This window comes from Companilactobacillus sp. HBUAS56275 (assembly GCF_036913655.1).
Taxonomy (GTDB): domain Bacteria; phylum Bacillota; class Bacilli; order Lactobacillales; family Lactobacillaceae; genus Companilactobacillus; species Companilactobacillus pullicola.
Genome location: NZ_JAYKKK010000003.1, coordinates 62,289 through 80,408, shown reverse-complemented (window position 1 = coordinate 80,408; position 18,120 = coordinate 62,289). Strand labels below are relative to the sequence as shown.

Below are 18,120 nucleotides of genomic sequence, written 5' to 3'. Positions count from 1 at the left end.
TTCAGATTATTCTTCATTTAAAGATTGTAGATAAACTAATTGATCGGTAGAAATTTGTTCATAGAGAGCTCCACCTAACTCACGGCTAATTTCTTTAGTAGAAATCAAATGTTGGATATAGGTGTTTTCTTGTTGAAAGGCCTCGATTAAAAGTTCATTTTGATCGTTTTCGTAATGATCACGACCGACTAAACGACGATGTCTCTCATCATAAGCTCGACGAGCAATACCGATTTCTCGATTATTTGCACTGTCGTTAACTAAACTTTGATTGAGATAGCTGGTAATTTTTGCATAAGGTTTCTTTTCGACTTCAGCAATTTTATCCCATAGCTTTCGATTTTGATCTAATAGCTGTTGACGGTTGATGTTCTTACGTTTTAATTTCATTTTATGATACATTTTACGACGTTTTCGAGCAGTTTTAGTCAAAGAGATTTTTTCCACAAGATGGAATCTTAAGAAAAGTGAAATTCTCTGACGAAAACTACTCTGATATTGTAAGACAGTTCTACGAGCTACTCTCATATAGAGATCAGCACTTTGCTCTGAGATTTCACCATTACCCAACATTTCATCGATAGTCTGTTGTTCAAGTTCGAAACAGTTATCAAAGATAATTGCTAATTTATTTTTGTCCACATGCCCATCCACAGTTCGTTGACCATCGAGAATGTTAATTACGCGACCAATACTAGTAGAATTGTCGTGATGTGTCTGTAAGGTAACGATAGCGTTGTCGACCATCTGGCCTTTAATATTGGCTAATTCATCTTCTGTGTATTTGGAAACTTGATGTGGCAATAATTTGGGTAAAACTAACGTAGGGACTAATAGACTAGTTAAGATAACAACGGCGGCAACAAAGATAATGTCATTTCGATATGGAAAGGCCTGACCATTGAGTTTTAATGGAAGTGAAAAGGCCATTGCTAGAGTGATAGTTCCATGAACGCCACTATATGCCATAACGATGCTATTAGCGTGTTTTTCCTTTTTATCCCAAGCACGAATGTGAGCAAAATCCCAGTTAGTCCAACAATACCGTAAAACAGTCATAACGATATAAAGTAGAATTCCTACTCCAAACAGGATGCCAACGGAACTAGCGTCGTGTTGATGTAAGTTTTGAATAACGCTTGGTAAGGACATCCCTAATAGAACAAAGACGATTCCATTAAGAATACTGGAGAAGACATTCCAAGTACTGTTCATCACGATTTGGAGACGAGAACTAGTTAAACGCAGACGGTTTTGTTGAATACCGTGCATTAATCCAGTTACAACCACTGCCAAAATTCCTGAAACTCCCACAGCTTCAGATATCAAGTAAACGACAAAAGGTGTTAAAAGGGTAAAAGGAACCATGACTGAAGGTGCATCAACGTGCATGTTGATCAGACGCAAACGAATAGAAACGATAATAACACCTAGAATTCCTCCTAGAATGATGCCACCAAAGAAGACATAGAAGAAGTTACCAATTCCGTTCAATAAAGAAAATTGACCAGTGACAGCAGCACTGATAGCTAGATTTAAAGCCACGATACCGGAAGCGTCATTGAAAAGTGACTCGTTTTCAAGTGTACCCATAACTTCGGTGGGGACTAACATATTATTTGTAATAGAACCAACGGCCACTGCGTCGGTCGGTGTAATGATTGCTCCTAAAGCAAAAGCTAGAGCTAACGGCATGCTAGGAATAATCAGGTGAGTCACAAAGCCGACAGCTAGGATAGAAATAATTGCTAATTCAACCGCCAGAGAAAAGGTGGTACCGACTTGATGGGTTAGTCTTGATAAACTGGTGTGTTGCCCGTCATTGAACATTAGTGCCGAAATAATAACAAGTAAAAAGATTTCCGGCTCCAACTCAAAATGTTTGTAAAAAGGCAAGAATGACAATAGTAGTCCAGCCCCAATCTGGATAAATGCGATTGGAATATTATTGAATTTCCATTGAACAATGTTGGCAAGTACCACGGCCGCGACTAATAAAAGTACTAAGAAAACTGTATTCATAAATTTCCCCCTCTAATTGGTTTAATTTTATCGCAAATCGGCTATAAAAAATATTTTTATCTTTCCATTGCCAAAAGTGACACGCCTGGCTTGTTATGGTATGCTTATATAGAATGTGAGGTGAAAAATGGCAAAAGATACACTTAGTTTAGTTATAGTAACCGGGATGAGTGGGGCAGGTAAGACTGTTGCCATGCAGTCCTTTGAAGATCTAGGTTATTTTTGTATTGATAATATGCCACCTAATCTGCTTCCTAAGTTTTGGGAATTAGTTCATGAATCAGGAACAATTAAAAAAGTAGCTTTAGTTGTCGACATTAGATCACGTGCTTTTTATGACGAAATTTTCTCAATGTTGTCACAAGTTGACGAAGATGAACAAGAAAAGCACCAAAAAGTTGATATGAAGATTCTCTTCTTAAATGCATCAGATGAAGAGTTAGTTTCTCGCTACAAAGAGACTCGTCGTAGTCATCCTCTTGCAATGGAGGGTCGATTACTTGATGGCATTGAAAAAGAACGAGAACTCCTTTCAGAGATCAGAGGTCGTGCATCTGTTGAGATCGATACGACCGATTTGACGCCACGTCAACTACGTGAAGAAATTTTTGATAATTTTCAAGAGTCAACGGGAGTACCAACTTTCCATATTGAAGTAATGTCATTTGGCTTTAAGTATGGTTTGCCAATTGATGCCGATATTGTAATGGATGTCAGATTTTTAAGAAATCCATTTTATATTAAAGAATTAAAAACACAAACAGGGATAGATAAGCCTGTTTATGATTATGTTATGGATGATCCAGATACGAAGAATTTCTACGATAAGTTTTCTAGCTTGTTGAAGGATATTATTCCTGGATATGAAAAAGAAGGTAAAACTAGCTTAACAATTGCAATTGGCTGTACTGGTGGTCAACATCGATCAGTTGCGATTGCTCAACGTCTTGGTACTGATCTGAAAAAGAAGTACTACGTTGATATAACTCATCGTGACATGGAAAAATCTCAAAAGAAGGTAATCGAAGATGGCCGAAAATAGGATAGTTCGAGTTGTTAAAGGACGTCGTCCAAAAGTTGTTGTTATAGGTGGGGGAACTGGTTTACCAGTTGTACTAAGTAGTTTAAGAAAAATGGATGCTGATATTACTGCAATCGTTACTGTAGCCGATGATGGGGGATCATCTGGTATTATTCGTGACTACATTAATGTTGTCCCTCCTGGGGATATTCGAAATGTTTTAGCATCGTTGTCTGATTTACCTAAAGTAGACATGGATGTTTTCCAATATCGCTTTAAGAGTAATGATGATTTCTTCTCAGGTCATGCGATCGGTAATCTAATCATTGCCGCTTTAACTGAGATGTCGCCTAATATTTTTGACGCTGTTCAAGAACTATCTAAGATGATGAAAGTTGATGGTCATGTCTTCCCAGCAAGCAATACTAAATTGACATTGCACGCTGAATTTACTGATGGAACTAAATTGGCTGGTGAACATGAAATTACTCATTCAGGTAAACATGTTAAACGTGTCTGGGTTACTGATTCTGATGATCCGCAAGAAGAACCAAAGTCAGTTATTTCAGTCATCGCTTCTATTATGCAAGCTGATGTGGTTGTTTTAGGACCTGGTAGTTTATTTACAAGTATTCTACCTAACTTGATGATTAAAGATATCGGTGAAGCTGTTAAACAGACTTCGGCCGAAGTTGTTTATATTTGTAATATCATGACACAGATTGGTGAAACTGAAGGCTTTACTGATGCTGATCACGTAAGAGTTTTAAACCGCCATTTAGGTGGAAACTTTATTGATACTGTATTGGTTAATACGAGAAAGATTCCTGAAGGTTATATGGATCACAAAAAGTATGACGAGTATGTCAATCAGGTGGAAACTGATTTTCCAAGTTTAAGAGAAATGGGATGCAAGGTTATTCAAGATGACTTCTTATCACTGCATGATAAGGGAGCATTCCATGATGGTGAAAAGGTTGCTGAGGAGATTATTAATTTATCCTTACAATCTGGTAATAGAAAAAATGAGGTGAGACGTTAGTGGTTTCATATGCAAGTGAGGTCAAGCAAGAACTCACAAAATTAGTTGTCCATCCTGAGCATGCTCGAGTAGAATTGTCAGCATTATTAAGAATGAATGGCTCATTAAGTTTACAGAATCATCATTTCGTCTTAACCGCACAAACTGAAAACGCCGCTATTGCAAGAAGAATTTTTTCTTTGATTAAGCAAAAGTATGGAATTGAATCAGAGCTACTTGTGCGTAAAAAGATGAAATTGAAGAAAAATAATCAATATCTTGTACGTCTAAAATATGATACTAATCGTGTTCTCACAGATTTGGATATTTTAGATGAATCAGGTTTATCAATCAATACTGATGTACCTGAGGAAGTGTTAAATGAGGATCAACGGATGCGTTCATATTTACGAGGAGCTTTTTTGGCTACCGGAAGTGTGAATAATCCTGAGACTTCTCGATATCATTTGGAAATTTATTCATTATATGAAACACATAATGAAGGAATCGCTCAAATGATGAACTATTTTCATTTAAATGCTCGTACAACTAAACGTCGTAATGGCTATATTGTTTATCTCAAGGAAGCTGAGAAGATTGCTGATTTTCTCCAATTGATTGGAGCAACTAATTCAATGCTTAAATTTGAAGACATTCGAATTGTTCGAGATATGAGAAATTCAGTTAACCGTTTGGTTAATTGCGAAAATGCCAATATTAATAAAACAGTTGCAGCAGCTGAACGTCAGATCGACAATATTAAACATTTACAAGCAACGGTAGGATTGGATTCCTTACCTGATAAATTACGTGAAATCGCAGTTTTACGTTTAGAAAACCCTGAAGTTTCTTTAAAGGAATTGGGAGAAATGGTCCCAAGCGGTCCTATTTCAAAGTCAGGAATCAATCACCGTCTGCGTAAATTAAATGAATTGGCTGAGACGGCCAGAGTATAAAAAAAGACACTAATTCTCAGAATTAGTGTCTTTTTTTATGCGTTACGTTTTTTATTATTTTTAATTAATAATGCAAAAATAAAGCCAAGCACTGCCATGCCAAAGAAGAAAGCAAAAACATTTTGGAAGCCAATTAGTCCATTGTTAGCAGGTAAGTGGTGCTTTTGGTTGGTAGTAACCAGAATCAAGGTGGCAAGACTAACACCTAATGAACCAAGTAATTGTCTGACAGTTGTAATAATAGCTGTTCCATGAGGAATTAATTCTTCTGATAATGAATTACCACCTAAAGTTGTAGCAGGCATCATAACGAAGGCATTTCCGCCCTCAATCAAGATAGCAATCAAAATCATTGGAAGCATTCCGAGTTTGGTGTGGAGAATGAAGAGTAGGAACCAACCAACGACGATCATTGACATTCCTGAAATCAAAGTAGCTTTAAAACCGATTTTATCAGCTAATTGACCAGTTAGTGGATTGAGAATACTTAAAACAATAGCTGGTGGAACTAATGCTAAACCAGACATTAGAACAGAAACGTGTAAAATATTTTGATAATAGAGTGGATAGATGATTGTTACAACAATCAAAGAAATATATGAAAAACCAGTTAACAAAACAGCTAAATCAAAATTGAAATTTTTCATAACTTTTAAGTCTAATAGAGGCTTCTCTTTGGTTAATTGACGATGTATGAAGAGAATCGTCAAAATAATACTGATAACCAATAAGATAATTAGATTAGTTGAAAAGCTTCTAGTGCTACCAGCTTGGTTAACGACGTATAGTAAGCCGATTAAACCAAGTAAATAAATTGTTGAAATAAGATCAAGATTAGCTTTGTGACGTGGCATAACGTCCTTAATATTGAATAGTGCACTGATGAAGATCACAATCATGATCAACAAGAAGATAACGAATAATCCTTGCCACTGTAAAAAGTTTAGAACAATACCAGAAATAATTGGACCTGAAGCTAAAGCTGATCCCATAACTAGACCAGCGTATCCCATTGTCGCTCCACGTTTATTTTCCGGTGTAATAGTCATTAGAACTGACTGGAATGATGGGAATAAAACACCAACACCGATAGCTTCTAAAGCTCTTCCTAGCATTGCCATCGGGAAGTTTGGTGCAACGATAATTATTAGAGTACCAATTGCAAAGATACTAACGACGCTGAGAAAAATTTTTTTAAACGAAAAATTATTTAATAACCATGGACTGATCGGCATCATGATACACATGATCAACATAAAACCGGTTGTTAACCACTGAATCGTTGGTGCTGTTACGCCAAAGAATTTCATCAATGTCGGATAAGCCGTTGAAAGTGAAGATTGACTGATCGACATTGTAAAGGTCCCGGATAATAAAGTTATGATGAATAACTTCCGAGCCAGGCTATTTTTGATTTCGCCCTTATTCATAAAAAAGACCCCTTTTGTTTAATCTAAGAACAATTTAAGGATAGACTAAAATAAAATTGGTGTCCAATGGAATGGCTGGTGTAGAGCGCTTTCAACGGTGATTAAATAAAAAAAGACCAGGACGTTTTGTCCAGGTCTTTTTTGGTGATCATGTTCTATGCTGAATAGTGAAAATGAGCCGCGCAAGGATAACCTGCGATTTGCTACAATCTCTACTTGCCAGCTTTGTTTGTCATGATTTCGTCAATCAAACCATAATCCTTAGCTTCTTGGGCTGTCATGTAGTTATCGCGATCAGTATCCTTTTGAAGTTTTTCGAATGTTTGACCAGAGTTGTCAGCCAAAATGTGGTTCAATCTCTTTCTTGTCTTCAAGATCTCTTGAGCAGCAATTTCGATTTCTGTTTGTTGTCCTTGAGCGCCACCTAATGGTTGGTGAATAAGAACAGTTGAATTTGGAAGAGCAAATCTCTTACCCTTTGTACCTGATGACAATAGTACACTGGCCATTGATGCAGCCATACCTGTAGCAATTGTTTGAACATCAGACTTAACGAAATTCATTGTGTCCATGATAGCTAATCCGTCAGTAACTGAACCACCAGGTGAGTTGATGTACATGGAAATATCCTTATCTGAATCTTGAGCATCGAGGAATAGCAATTCGGCGATAACTGTATTAGCCATTTGGCTGTTAACTTCACCAGATAACATAATGATTCTATCTTTTAATAATCTTGAGTAAATATCGTAGGCACGTTCGCCACGAGAACTTTGTTCAATAACTGTAGGAACTAACATTAAAATGCCTCCTGTTTTTAATTAGCACTCTTAATAGCACAGTGCTAATTTAGCATACTATTAATATTGGGTCAACAAACAAAGCTCAAGAAATAAAAATAATTATTTAGTTTCGACTTGACCAGCAGGTTTAGCAATCATATTTTTGATTTTTGACCAGATAATATGGAAAGTATATGCAGAAGTAAATGATAAGATCCAAGTCAACAAATAGCAAATAATAATGGTTGCGATAGGATTAATTTGAGGTAGAAAATTATTGCCTAGACGCCAGATGATTTGAAGCCAGAAGACGTTAGATAAGTAGGCCCGATAAGCATAAGTAGCTAAGAAGTGGAAAACAGGTAAAGCCTTCGAGTCAGTATTGATGTGACGAATGGCTAAAGCTGCCACCAATCCAATAACCAATAAAGCATATAGAGTCATTGATGGTTTGTAATATGGAGCATTGCTTAATTTAACTGGATAACCAAAAGCAAACAATTCGCGGTTGGTCCAATAAAAGACAGCAATAATTAAAATTACTAAGATAGGAAAAGCTTTTTTGATAAACTTTTCAAATTTATCACGAAACATCCAAGCTAGAACACCGAAGATACCATAAATTACGAAACTAATGAAGATTCGATCTAATAAATACCAACTTTGTTCATGTGGACCGTGGAAGACTTGAACATCATAGAAGAGAATCCAAGCACCAAAGAGAACAACAGTCAAAGCAATTGTGATAATACCACGAATATTATTGTTTTTAACCCAATGAGCTAAAGCCCAAAATATTGGCATTAAGATAATGAATTGCAGCATCATCGTGTTATACCACAAATGAGGTGCAGCATTACCATTGATAAAGTGCCAACAGAACGATCCAAAACTATTGAACTTATTAACTTGTTGAACATTTGGAAAAATCAGTAGGTAAGCTAGAGTCCACCAAATTGTAGGTACAAAAAGAGCAGACCATTGCTTTCTCATGTATCCACCATAATCTCCCCAAGTATTTTCGTTAGTAGTTCTCGTTGTGGTATATAAAATACCAAAGATAAAGGCTGGAGCTGTAAACTTCACCAAATTGTAAATAATTCCGATTGGAGTTTGATAACTAAAACTGGGATTGGTTGATAAAACTAAACTGAGTACAGTCTGCATCATAACGGCAGTACAAGCAAAAACCTTCATATAGTCACCTATGTCGGCTTTGAGCGTAGTGTCTTTTTTTATTTTCATGTGATAAATCTCCCCTTGTAAAATTGTGAGATCAACAAAAGGAAATCGTTAGATTCAATATATTCTCATATTCAAATAATTGCAACTAAATTTTGGGTTGTTATTCAGATATAAATACGAATCGTGTCAACTGATGTAAGTTAAGTATGTCCGTTGGTAGTAGAAAATCTGTGGGCCGCTGGAACGTAGTGGACACGGCTTGAAGTTAATCATTTTGCACGAAGTGCAAAATGATTAACTTCAAGCCGTGCCCATAGCGTTCCAACAGCATTCCCAATTTTTGTGGAGGACGGTAAGTCTCCACTATTCAAAAACTAGATTTTTAATTCTGATCTTTGGAAAGATAAGAAAATTAAAATAAGTTCATTGCTTATTTCCCGTTGAATGTTGGTTAAATTTTTATGTGGTGAACAGAGATAAATTGTTCGTTGCAATGGATCAGGCGTTAAACGTGCCAGTTGTATTTTAGAACTAATGGTTTGCCAAGTGACTGAAGGGATGAAACTCAAACCAACACCGGCTTCAACAATTCCTCGAACAGTGGCAGGGTCGTCAGCCTCATATTTGTAATTTAATGTAATATCCCGTTTTAAAAAGTATTTATCAACAGTAATACGTAAAGGATTATTAGATGAAAGACCGATCAATTTTTCTGAAACAAGTTCTTCAGGTTTAACAAAATGTTGGCTGTAACCGTAATTGATATTCCAGCCAACGAAGATTTCCTCTTTCAAAACTGGAACATTAGTTAATCCCTGTAAAGGTGTACTGGTAATAATAAAATCAAATTGTTTAAAATCAGTTTCCCTGACGTTATGTTGAGCAATATTCAATCTGACGTTGGGGAATTTTTCTTGAATATTGGTAACAATCGTGGGGATAAAAGGCGAGGCAACTTCCATTAATAGGGAAATCGGATACTGGGTTTGATCGAGACCACCTTTAACGGCTGAAATGCCACGGTTTAATTCCTCTAGACTATCGTTGACGTAACTATAAAACAGTTTTCCGGCTCGATTCAATTTTAAAGTCCGACCAGTTCGATCAAAGAGTTTTGTACTCAATTCATCCTCTAATTGCTTGATAGTCTTGCTGACAGCGGGTTGCGAAACGTAGAGGATTTTAGCTGCCTTAGTAATACTCTCCTGGTTAGCAACAACCACAAAATAAGTTAATTGATTCAGATTCATACTTTTCACTCCATTCATAACCAAATGGTTAAGTATCTTGCTTTTTATATATTATACATGTTATGAATCCACACTTATACTGAATCTGTGAGATCAATAAGAAGGATTGTTGGAGGTGATTAGTTATCAAAACCTTGTGGATATTTCCAGGCCAAGGCGGCCAAAGAAGTGGGATGTTAAGTGAAATTCCATCGGAAATGATTCAACGAGTAAAGGATCTAACTGGAGTTGAATTGAAAGATACTGCAGAGAGTTATCAAGATTCGATTCAGATCCAGTTAGGGATTTTATTATTGCAACTGTTTAATATTCGACAATTAAAAGCAATCAAACAAAAACCTGATGCTGTTGCCGGACATTCATTAGGAATCTTTGCAGCTGCTGTGGCGGCAGGAGTTATTAGTGAAGATGATGCAATCAAGATTGTTTATATTCGCTCAACTGAGATGCAAAACTCCTATCCATCTGGATATGGTATGGGTGCTATTGTTGGCTTAACGAGAAAAGAAGTTTCCACGTTGGTGGCCCAAATCAATAATGATCAGCAACCAGTCTTTACTTCTAATCAAAATTCGGAATTGCAAACAGTTATTTCGGGTTCTTTGGTTGGAATTAATAAAGTTTTGGACCTGGCTAAGGGAAATGGGGCCCAGAAGACCGTTCTATTGAAAGTTCCGGTGCCATCACACTCTCCGTTAATGCAAAAAGTTGCTGATGTGTTGGAGAAAGAATTGGCAAAAGTAGAATTGCATGATCCGCAGTGTACCTATTTGGCTAACTATAATGGCCACTCAAGTCGCAAAGTTACCGAAGTTAAATACGATATGATCAACAATCTTGTTCATCCCGTTTACTGGGACACGATGATGGACGTAGCGTCAGAATTAGGTATTGATACGACACTAGAGGTTCAACCCGGACAAACCTTTACTAAATTGGTCAAAAGTAAGTTCCCAGATTTTAGAACTATCACCATGAAAAATATGAGTCTCGATGATATTGAATTTTTGTTAGAAAAATGGAAAAGAGGATAATCAATGGCTAATAGAAGTTGGACCCAAAACCGTGATAACAAAGCTGCCAAGATGGCAAGTATTTCATCACTTTTGGATGGTAAATTAGTTAAAACAGAAAATGCTAAAGAATTATTGGAAAGCATTATTAAACCAGGCGACAAGGTCGTTTTGGAAGGGGACAATCAAAAGCAAGCTAGTTTCTTATCTGAAACTTTGGCTTCAGTTGATCCTGAAAAAGTTCATGATCTACATATGATCATGTCAAGTGTGTCACGTCCAGAACATTTGGATATCTTTGAAACGGGTATTGCTAAGAAATTGGATTTCTCGTTTGCTGGACCACAAAGTACTAGAATTTCACAAATGATTGCTGACGGAACAATGGAGGTCGGCGATATTCATACTTACTTGGAATTGTATGCTCGTCTATACGTTGATTTGATTCCTAATGTCGTTTTAGTTGCCGCCGATAAAGTTGATCGTGAAGGTAATCTTTACACTGGTGCTAATACAGAAGAGACGCCGGTTATCGTTGAATCAGCTGCCTTCAAAGACGGAATTGTTATCGTTCAAGCTAATGAAATTGTTGATAAAGTTCCTCGTGTCGATATTCCTGGAGATTGGGTCGATATCGTTGTGCCTGCTGACGAACCTTATCAATTGGAGCCATTGTTTACAAGAGATCCACAAAATGTCACAGAGTTACAAATCCTTATGGGAATGATGGCAATTCGTGGAATTTATGAAAAACACAATGTTCAAACAGTTAACCATGGTGTTGGCTTTAACACTGCTGCGATTGAACTCTTGTTGCCAACTTATGGTGAACAACTTGGTTTGAAAGGCAAGATTGTACCTAACTGGGAAGTTAACCCTACACCTACTTTGATCCCTGCAATTGAAAGTGGCTGGGTCAAGACAATCCACAGTTTCGGTGGCGAAGTTGGTATGGAAAACTATATTGCTCATCGTCCTGATATTTTCTTTGTTGGTAAAGACGGTAGTATGCGTTCCAACCGTGCCTTTGGTCAAATGGCTGGTCAATATGCTTTGGACATGTTTGTTGGTTCAACATTGCAAATTGATAAATATGGTAATTCATCAACTGTAACTAATGGTCGTCTATCTGGTTTCGGTGGTGCTCCTAATATGGGAAGTAATCCGCATGGCCGTCGTCATTCAACACCAGCTTGGCAAAGTTTGCGTCCAGACAATGATCCGTTAGGTAAGGGTCAAAAATTAGTTGTACAAATGGTTGAAACATTTGGTTCCAATAAGAAACCCGTTTTTGTTGATCATTTGGATGCTGAAGAAGTCCAAAAAGAAGCTAAATTAGCTAATGTGCCAATCATGATTTATAGCGAAGATACAACACATATCGTTACTGAAGAAGGAATTGCTTACCTGTACAAGACTGACAGTATGGCCGAAAGACAAGCCGCCATTGAAGCTATTGCCGGTGTCACACCAGTTGGTTTGAGAAGTAACCCTAAACAATTAAAGGAATTACGTGCTAAAGGTATCGTTGCTCTTCCAGAAGATTTAGGTGTTCATCGTAGTGAAGCCAAGAGATCACTATTAGCAGCTCAAAATATGGATGACTTAGTTAAGTGGTCTGACGGACTCTACAATCCACCTGCAAAATTCAGAAGTTGGTCATAATTAATGATTGAAACTAAATATTTAAAATTGGCTCAAAAAGCGATAACAGCTTTGAAATGGGAAGTATCATTCTCACCTAAGCCTGGTTTGGTTGATGCACAATCTAACGGTTCTCATACCGATATGGATATTGACTTATTTTATAAATCCGCAGATAGCTTGTTAGCTGGTTTTGAAGAGATGATTCGAGTTTCCTATCAACATCCCTTAGATATATCTTTACGTGAAGAAATTGGTCGTATCGGTCGTTTGACAGAAAAAGATATGTTTGCAGCTACTAATGGCGTCAACACTCACAAAGGGGCTATTTGGAGTATGGGACTTTTGGTTAGTGTGATCAGTAGTTTGCAGACAGATGATTTGGAAACCATTTTTGCCGGCGTTAAGAAGTTGTCGAGAATGCCTGATAAATATGTCCAGACAACTAGGAAAACACATGGGATGATCACCAAGCAGAAGTACGCTTTAAATGGTGCTAAAGGTGAGGCTCAAAGTGGTTTTGCCAATGTTTCAAAAATCTTAAGTTTCCAACCAGAAGCAGACGATTATGATACGTGGCTTAAACGATTATTGCTTTTATACAGTAATGTCAATGATACCAACGTTGTTTATCGAAGCAATTTACAAGTTTTACAAAGATTTCAAACGTTGTCTTCACAGATCGTGGTTTCTAAACAAGCTGTGTTAGATAATCCTGAATTTCAAACCCTTCAAAAATTTACTAAAAAATACAATATTTCACCCGGTGGCTGTGCAGATCTATTCGCTGCAAGTTACTTCTTAAAACATTTAAATTAGAAACGGAGCATAAAATGGAAAAATTACATTTTAATTTCGATACAACTGATGCAATTGCTAAACCAGTTCATGTCGGTGTAGTTGCATCTGGTGATCTCGAAGTTATTTTTAGACCAACAGACAAGAAAACAGAAGTTAATATCGTAACTGGTAGTGATGGTTTCAAAGAAGTTTGGGCAAATGTCTTGAAACGTTTCTTTGATAGATATCCAATTCAAGCCAATATTGAAATTAATGACTTTGGTTCAACTCCAGGAGTTGTTAATCTTCGTTTAACTCAAGCATTGGAGGAACTAAAAGATGAAAAATAGTTTTGTTGAATTACATGCACGTGAACGTGCGCTTTCATTATTAGATGCAGGTACTTCCAAAGAAATAGTTGGACCACTTGATGACATGATCTCACCACATTTGGAGCCTCAAAACATTGTTCCTGAAAGTGATGACGGAATTGTTTTGATGAAAGGTAAGATTGATGGCAATAACGTATTGGTTGTTTCTATCGAAGGTAAATTCCAAGGTGGTGGTATTGGTGAAGTCAGCGGTGCCAAGATCGTTGCAGCTTTGGAAAAAGCCTTAGAAGATAATAAAAATGGTCAAACAATTTATCCAATTATTGTTTTGGATACTGGTGGTGTTCGTCTACAAGAAGCCAACTATGGATTATTATCTATTTCTGAAATTCAAAATGTGGTTATTGCTTTGAAGAAATACGTTCCGGTAATTGGCTTAGTACCAGGACGTGTTGGTTCCTTTGGTGGTATGTCAATCACAGCTTCGATTTTGTCATACTTGATTGCTACTAATAAGGCCAGAATTGCTTTGAATGGACCTGAAGTTATCGAACAAGAAGCTGGTGTACGTGAATTTGATTCTAGCGATAAAGATTTGATTTGGAATACTTTGGGTACTAAACAAAGATTAGCCACGGGATTAGTTGATGAAGTTGTTGAAGATACAGTTGACAGTATTAAGGCTTCAATCGTTAATGAAATCAAGACTAAAAAGGATGCTCATCGTACTGAAAATGTTGATTTCTATCTCAGTTTGTTAGATCAACTAGATTTGAGCAAGAAGTTGGATATTGAAACTTACGATAAACTTTACAAGAACGTTGAAGTAACAAAACATGACATTCCCGAAGCCGTAGCTGGTTCTAAAGAAGGTACTAAGAGTCGTGGGCGTGCTTGGTTTGAAAAGATGACTGGTATCAAGAATGCTACAAGCCCAGTACCTACAGTTTTGCATGCTCAAAAAGATGGTAAGGAATATGTTGCAATTGTCCCTGATGCTGATAACAAGTTCCCACGTGTTAGAAATGGTGAAGTAGGTTTGCAAGAAGGCTTTGCCGTTGCCAGTGTTATCAATAAAGTGGTTGCTGAGGACCAGGATAAAGATGTTAAACGTCCAATTATTCTAATCGTCGATGTTCCTAGTCAAGCTTACGGTTATCAAGAAGAATTGATTGGTATTCACGTTGCATTAGGTTCTAGTGCTGCAGCTTATGCTAAGGCTAGACAAGCAGGACATCCTGTCATTGACTTTATACCTGGTGATGCAGTTTCCGGTGGCTTCTTAGCTCACGGTTTACAATCCAATCGGATGATTGCTTTGGATGATGATTCAATTACTATTCAAGCTATGTCAAAAGCTAGTGCTGCCCGTATTACGCAAAGAACAATTGCTGAACTTGAAGAAGCTACAAAACATGTTCCAGCCATGGCTTATGATATTGATAACTATGAAAAACTTGGTGCTTTGTACAAATTAGTTAAAGATATCGGTTCATGGGAAGCAACTGATGAAAATGTTGCAAAAATCAATGAAATCATTGATGGTGCTATCGATAGTTTAAATGGTGATGAAACACTTCACTTCCGTTATGAAACACCAATTGCTAAAGAAAGTGGACGTAAGGCAACCTTAAAGGTTCGTAAACTAGTTGATGAACAATGGTAGAAATTAATCCACATGACTTGTTAAAAATCAACACTGTTTCAGCTTTGTCAGATGGATTGCCAAGCTGGGCTAACTCTATTTTTCCAAATTCTTTAACAGTGGTTGTCAGACGCAGTCCTATGAAAGCGGGGCTGATTCCTGTTGGCATACGAGGGATGAAACGGGAACATCGTTTTGCGACTTACGTTGATCCTAAAGACGTGCTGGAAATTATTACACCTTATGAGTTAGTCGAAAAGAAAGCTTGGGAAAGTGTTGCTTTAGAACGGCAAGTACTGCCAGCTATTGAGGCGTTACCAAAAATTAATGAAGTTTTGCAAGATTATCACTGGGGGATCAGTGGCAGTGTTGGTTTTGAATTGGCAACCAAAACGCCATCGGCTAAAATGACGAGTGATTTAGATTTAGTCTGGATACCAAAACATTCTATTAATAAACAAAAAGCAAAAGAATTACTGAAAAGATTAAATCAATTTGGTGTTCATGCTGATTTACAAGTTATTCAGGGAAATAATGGCTTTTCATTGGAAGAGTACGCTAATAGCACTTCAACTATTATGATGAAGACTTTAGGTGATCCAATTTTAGTGAAAACCCCTTGGTTAGAATAAAAAAATCCATCAATCTGAGAGTGGTTGGTGGATTTTTTGTTCTTGATTGAAATAGCTATGTTTTATAGTGGAAACGAGCAAAGTATAAATGGAATTCATTACAAATGACGGTATAAAATTAAATTATCAGGACTATGGAAAAGGGCAACCGGTTATTTTAGTTGAAGGATTTGGCGGCTACCAAGAGATTTGGAAATTACAAGTTGAATACCTACTGGGGATGCATTGTCGTGTAATCACCTACGATCATCGTAATCATGGAAGGTCACAACGAACAGATAAAAATCTGACATTGAAACAATTGACGGATGACTTGGAAACTTTGATAAACATTTTGAAACTTGATGATCCAATTCTGATTGGTCATTCAATGGGAGCTAGTGTCTGCTATGCTTATTTGCAAAGAAGCAATAATGTCAGAGCGGTCATGGGTATCGATCAATCTCCTAAAATGTTGAATGATAAAACTTGGCCATATGGCTTTGAAGATATTACTACCGATAATTTTCAAACTAAATTGGTTCAAAAAAATAATATTCATGAAACTTTACATGGTTTGGATAATCGAATTTTTGGTGATTTGAATCAGGCTAAAAGTATTTGTCCGTTTGATAGAGAAGGAAATTTATCTCTATTGTTTGATCACGTTCAAAAAGATTGGCGGAAAGTGCTAATTAACACGCAAATACCTGTGACCTTGCTAGTTGCTAAGCAAAGCCCTTACTTTGATTATCATTTTGCTAAGGTGATAGAGGATGAAAATCCCAAAATCAAAAGTTTTGTCATGAATAATACAGGACACGACATTATGGCTGAAATTCCTGATGAGTTTAATCAGGTTTTACGGCATTTTGTCTTCAGTAGTCGTAGAAAATAAAAAAGCAAGATAATCTAGGATGTAAAACCCGAAAGATTATCTTGCTTTTGTCTGAAATAATTCTTGTTATAGAGAAAAAACAGACTAAATGTTGAATTATCAACACTTGTAGTTAAGACTTTGTGAAACAATTTATGCGCCACGTGGGAGTTCATACCTATAGCCTGTGAAACACTTGAAACGGTTGCGTTTCTAGGTTCACAAAGTACTAAAATTTCCTGTGACTCATCTCGTGACTCATTTTTTTAAAAGCCAGTATATTGGCTAAATTCTTGTATTGTATTCTTACTTGCTTGTTTGGTAACATGCGAGTAGGTGTTAAGAACAATAGAAGCGTCGCTATCACCAAGTTGCTCTTGAATCTGTTTAACAGTCAATTTATTAGTTTCTAAGGCGATTGTTGCCCAAGTATGTCTAATTCCATGTGGAGTAATTCTTTTGAGCTTAGAGCTACCTTTTTTGCCCTTATTGTAAGAATCAATGACGGCATCCATCCATTTGTTTGGTCTCATAAGTGAAAGAAGTCTGTTATCCCTATTTGGAAATATCAATTGATTATCTCTAATGTGGTTAAAACCTAAAACCGATAACTCAAGCTTTAATTCTTTTATCCAATCGTTCAAAACATTTGCGGTGTCTTGATCTAAGTATAGTTTTCTATTGCCTTTAGAAGTCTTAGGCAAACCGACCACTTGCTTATTATCCACAGCTCGTGTCACAGTTTTATTGATAATAATTGAACATTCTTGATAATCAAAATCATTAATTCGCAAAGCCAGCAATTCACCTTTTCTAGCACCAGTTAAAGCCATCAGTCTAAACAGGGCAATGGCTTTTTTATTTTTGCCAGAATAATATTTGTTGACTTGTCCCAAGAAAGTACCTAATTCTTCTTTATCCCAGAACTTGTCATTTTCAGCCTTGTGCCTGTTTGGGTCATCTTTTGGAAATGTGGTTAAAGCCATCGGATTAGAATAGATTATCTCTAACTTCATAGCGGTTTTAAAAACTAAGCCGGCATAGTTAGCCACTTTCTTAAAATCTACAAGTTCTTTTGACCAATTATTGACTGCTGCTTGACACATCGGCAGAGTAATATCTTTAATAGATTTTTTCCCAAAAACAGGAAGAATGTGATATTTAAACAGTCCTTTAACACGATTGAGCGTGCTTTCTCTAACTGTATTTTTGTAAGAATCAAGAAAGTAATCATAAACTTTAGAATACTTTACATCCTTATCCTCGCTGTAACCATGTTCATCAATCTCAACAATTTGTTTTGAAAGCCAAAGCTTTGCTTCAGTTTTCTTCTTGAAACCACGTTTTGATTTTCTGATTGGTTTGCCACTCAATGGATCGTGGCCAACAGTGTACTGAACGCGGTAAAGCGTTTTTCCAGATTTTAATTCATATTTTGTTATTGAACTCATTTTATTTCTCCTAATTTCGCGTGGGAGCAAAATTGAGAAAGTAATTCAGGCATCACCTCCTTAAATTTTTGAAAAATAAATAAGCCTACAGTTTAGACTC

At 36.7% G+C, this 18,120-nt stretch carries 16 protein-coding genes; 10 read left to right on the top strand and 6 right to left on the bottom strand.

Annotated elements, in window-relative coordinates:
• Positions 1–6: 6 nt before the first annotated feature.
• Positions 7–2,022, bottom strand: coding sequence for a cation:proton antiporter (locus U8526_RS06915; protein ID WP_334341226.1), 2,016 nt, complete (start codon positions 2,020–2,022; stop codon positions 7–9).
• Positions 2,023–2,149: 127 nt separating this feature from the next.
• Between U8526_RS06915 and rapZ the strand changes: the two genes are divergently transcribed.
• The 3 genes from rapZ to whiA are packed head-to-tail and all read left to right on the top strand — an operon-like array spanning position 2,150 to position 5,020.
• Positions 2,150–3,064: an RNase adapter RapZ gene (rapZ, locus tag U8526_RS06910; protein WP_334341225.1), complete on the top strand. Its 915-nt coding sequence runs from the start codon at positions 2,150–2,152 to the stop codon at positions 3,062–3,064.
• Entirely contained in the window at positions 3,051–4,085 is a 1,035-nt protein-coding gene (locus U8526_RS06905; RefSeq protein ID WP_334341224.1) for a gluconeogenesis factor YvcK family protein, read from the top strand. Before rapZ ends, U8526_RS06905 begins: the two co-directional genes overlap by 14 nt.
• Complete coding sequence (whiA, locus tag U8526_RS06900) at positions 4,085–5,020, top strand: DNA-binding protein WhiA (protein WP_025085089.1); 936 nt, start codon at positions 4,085–4,087, stop codon at positions 5,018–5,020. The genes U8526_RS06905 and whiA overlap by 1 nt, the downstream gene beginning before the upstream one ends.
• A gap of 35 nt (positions 5,021–5,055) precedes the next feature.
• On the opposite strand, the gene U8526_RS06895 is transcribed toward whiA, so the two are convergent.
• The 4 genes from U8526_RS06895 to U8526_RS06880 form a co-directional block, all read right to left on the bottom strand.
• A complete protein-coding gene (locus U8526_RS06895) occupies positions 5,056–6,450 on the bottom strand; it encodes a DHA2 family efflux MFS transporter permease subunit (RefSeq protein ID WP_334341223.1) in 1,395 nt (464 codons plus the stop codon).
• A gap of 212 nt (positions 6,451–6,662) precedes the next feature.
• Positions 6,663–7,250 carry an ATP-dependent Clp protease proteolytic subunit gene (locus U8526_RS06890; RefSeq protein WP_334341222.1) on the bottom strand — a complete coding sequence of 196 codons (588 nt, stop codon included), beginning with the start codon at positions 7,248–7,250 and terminating at the stop codon, positions 6,663–6,665.
• Between the two features lie 102 nt (positions 7,251–7,352).
• Positions 7,353–8,477 (bottom strand): acyltransferase, encoded by a 1,125-nt coding sequence (locus tag U8526_RS06885; protein WP_334341221.1) that lies wholly within the window; start codon positions 8,475–8,477, stop codon positions 7,353–7,355.
• 314 nt (positions 8,478–8,791) lie between these two features.
• Positions 8,792–9,667, bottom strand: a complete 876-nt coding sequence (locus U8526_RS06880; RefSeq protein WP_334341220.1) for a LysR family transcriptional regulator — start codon at positions 9,665–9,667, stop codon at positions 8,792–8,794.
• A 134-nt stretch (positions 9,668–9,801) separates the two neighbouring features.
• Between U8526_RS06880 and U8526_RS06875 the strand changes: the two genes are divergently transcribed.
• The 7 genes from U8526_RS06875 (at position 9,802) to U8526_RS06845 (ending at position 16,590) form a co-directional block, all read left to right on the top strand.
• Positions 9,802–10,701 carry an ACP S-malonyltransferase gene (locus U8526_RS06875; RefSeq protein ID WP_334341219.1) on the top strand — a complete coding sequence of 300 codons (900 nt, stop codon included), beginning with the start codon at positions 9,802–9,804 and terminating at the stop codon, positions 10,699–10,701.
• A 3-nt stretch (positions 10,702–10,704) separates the two neighbouring features.
• Positions 10,705–12,345, top strand: a complete 1,641-nt coding sequence (gene mdcA / locus U8526_RS06870; protein WP_334341218.1) for a malonate decarboxylase subunit alpha — start codon at positions 10,705–10,707, stop codon at positions 12,343–12,345.
• A 3-nt stretch (positions 12,346–12,348) separates the two neighbouring features.
• Entirely contained in the window at positions 12,349–13,143 is a 795-nt protein-coding gene (locus U8526_RS06865) for a triphosphoribosyl-dephospho-CoA synthase (RefSeq protein WP_334341217.1), read from the top strand.
• 14 nt (positions 13,144–13,157) lie between these two features.
• Positions 13,158–13,454, top strand: a complete 297-nt coding sequence (locus U8526_RS06860) for a malonate decarboxylase subunit delta (protein ID WP_025085080.1) — start codon at positions 13,158–13,160, stop codon at positions 13,452–13,454.
• Positions 13,444–15,102, top strand: coding sequence for a biotin-independent malonate decarboxylase subunit beta (gene mdcD / locus U8526_RS06855; protein WP_334341216.1), 1,659 nt, complete (start codon positions 13,444–13,446; stop codon positions 15,100–15,102). The genes U8526_RS06860 and mdcD overlap by 11 nt, the downstream gene beginning before the upstream one ends.
• A complete protein-coding gene (locus U8526_RS06850; RefSeq protein ID WP_334341215.1) occupies positions 15,096–15,713 on the top strand; it encodes a malonate decarboxylase holo-ACP synthase in 618 nt (205 codons plus the stop codon). The genes mdcD and U8526_RS06850 overlap by 7 nt, the downstream gene beginning before the upstream one ends.
• Before the next feature lie 88 nt (positions 15,714–15,801).
• The gene (locus U8526_RS06845) at positions 15,802–16,590 is read left to right on the top strand and encodes an alpha/beta fold hydrolase (protein WP_334341214.1); all 789 of its coding nucleotides are present in this window, start codon (positions 15,802–15,804) and stop codon (positions 16,588–16,590) included.
• Positions 16,591–16,835: 245 nt separating this feature from the next.
• Here the strand turns inward: U8526_RS06845 and U8526_RS06840 are convergent, their stop codons facing one another.
• Entirely contained in the window at positions 16,836–18,020 is a 1,185-nt protein-coding gene (locus U8526_RS06840; RefSeq protein WP_334341213.1) for a site-specific integrase, read from the bottom strand.
• Between the last annotated feature and the right edge of the window lie 100 nt (positions 18,021–18,120).

What these genes read in the sequence shown, in the direction of transcription:
- U8526_RS06915 (WP_334341226.1), bottom strand. Translation starts at nt 2,022, where the DNA reads ATGAATACAGTTTTCTTAGTACTTTTATTAGTCGCGGCCGTGGTACTT.
- rapZ (WP_334341225.1), top strand. Translation starts at nt 2,150, where the DNA reads ATGGCAAAAGATACACTTAGTTTAGTTATAGTAACCGGGATGAGTGGG.
- U8526_RS06905 (WP_334341224.1), top strand. Translation starts at nt 3,051, where the DNA reads ATGGCCGAAAATAGGATAGTTCGAGTTGTTAAAGGACGTCGTCCAAAA.
- U8526_RS06895 (WP_334341223.1), bottom strand. Translation starts at nt 6,450, where the DNA reads ATGAATAAGGGCGAAATCAAAAATAGCCTGGCTCGGAAGTTATTCATC.
- U8526_RS06890 (WP_334341222.1), bottom strand. Translation starts at nt 7,250, where the DNA reads ATGTTAGTTCCTACAGTTATTGAACAAAGTTCTCGTGGCGAACGTGCC.
- U8526_RS06885 (WP_334341221.1), bottom strand. Translation starts at nt 8,477, where the DNA reads ATGAAAATAAAAAAAGACACTACGCTCAAAGCCGACATAGGTGACTAT.
- U8526_RS06880 (WP_334341220.1), bottom strand. Translation starts at nt 9,667, where the DNA reads ATGAATCTGAATCAATTAACTTATTTTGTGGTTGTTGCTAACCAGGAG.
- mdcA (WP_334341218.1), top strand. Translation starts at nt 10,705, where the DNA reads ATGGCTAATAGAAGTTGGACCCAAAACCGTGATAACAAAGCTGCCAAG.
- U8526_RS06865 (WP_334341217.1), top strand. Translation starts at nt 12,349, where the DNA reads ATGATTGAAACTAAATATTTAAAATTGGCTCAAAAAGCGATAACAGCT.
- U8526_RS06860 (WP_025085080.1), top strand. Translation starts at nt 13,158, where the DNA reads ATGGAAAAATTACATTTTAATTTCGATACAACTGATGCAATTGCTAAA.
- mdcD (WP_334341216.1), top strand. Translation starts at nt 13,444, where the DNA reads ATGAAAAATAGTTTTGTTGAATTACATGCACGTGAACGTGCGCTTTCA.
- U8526_RS06850 (WP_334341215.1), top strand. Translation starts at nt 15,096, where the DNA reads ATGGTAGAAATTAATCCACATGACTTGTTAAAAATCAACACTGTTTCA.
- U8526_RS06845 (WP_334341214.1), top strand. Translation starts at nt 15,802, where the DNA reads ATGGAATTCATTACAAATGACGGTATAAAATTAAATTATCAGGACTAT.
- U8526_RS06840 (WP_334341213.1), bottom strand. Translation starts at nt 18,020, where the DNA reads ATGAGTTCAATAACAAAATATGAATTAAAATCTGGAAAAACGCTTTAC.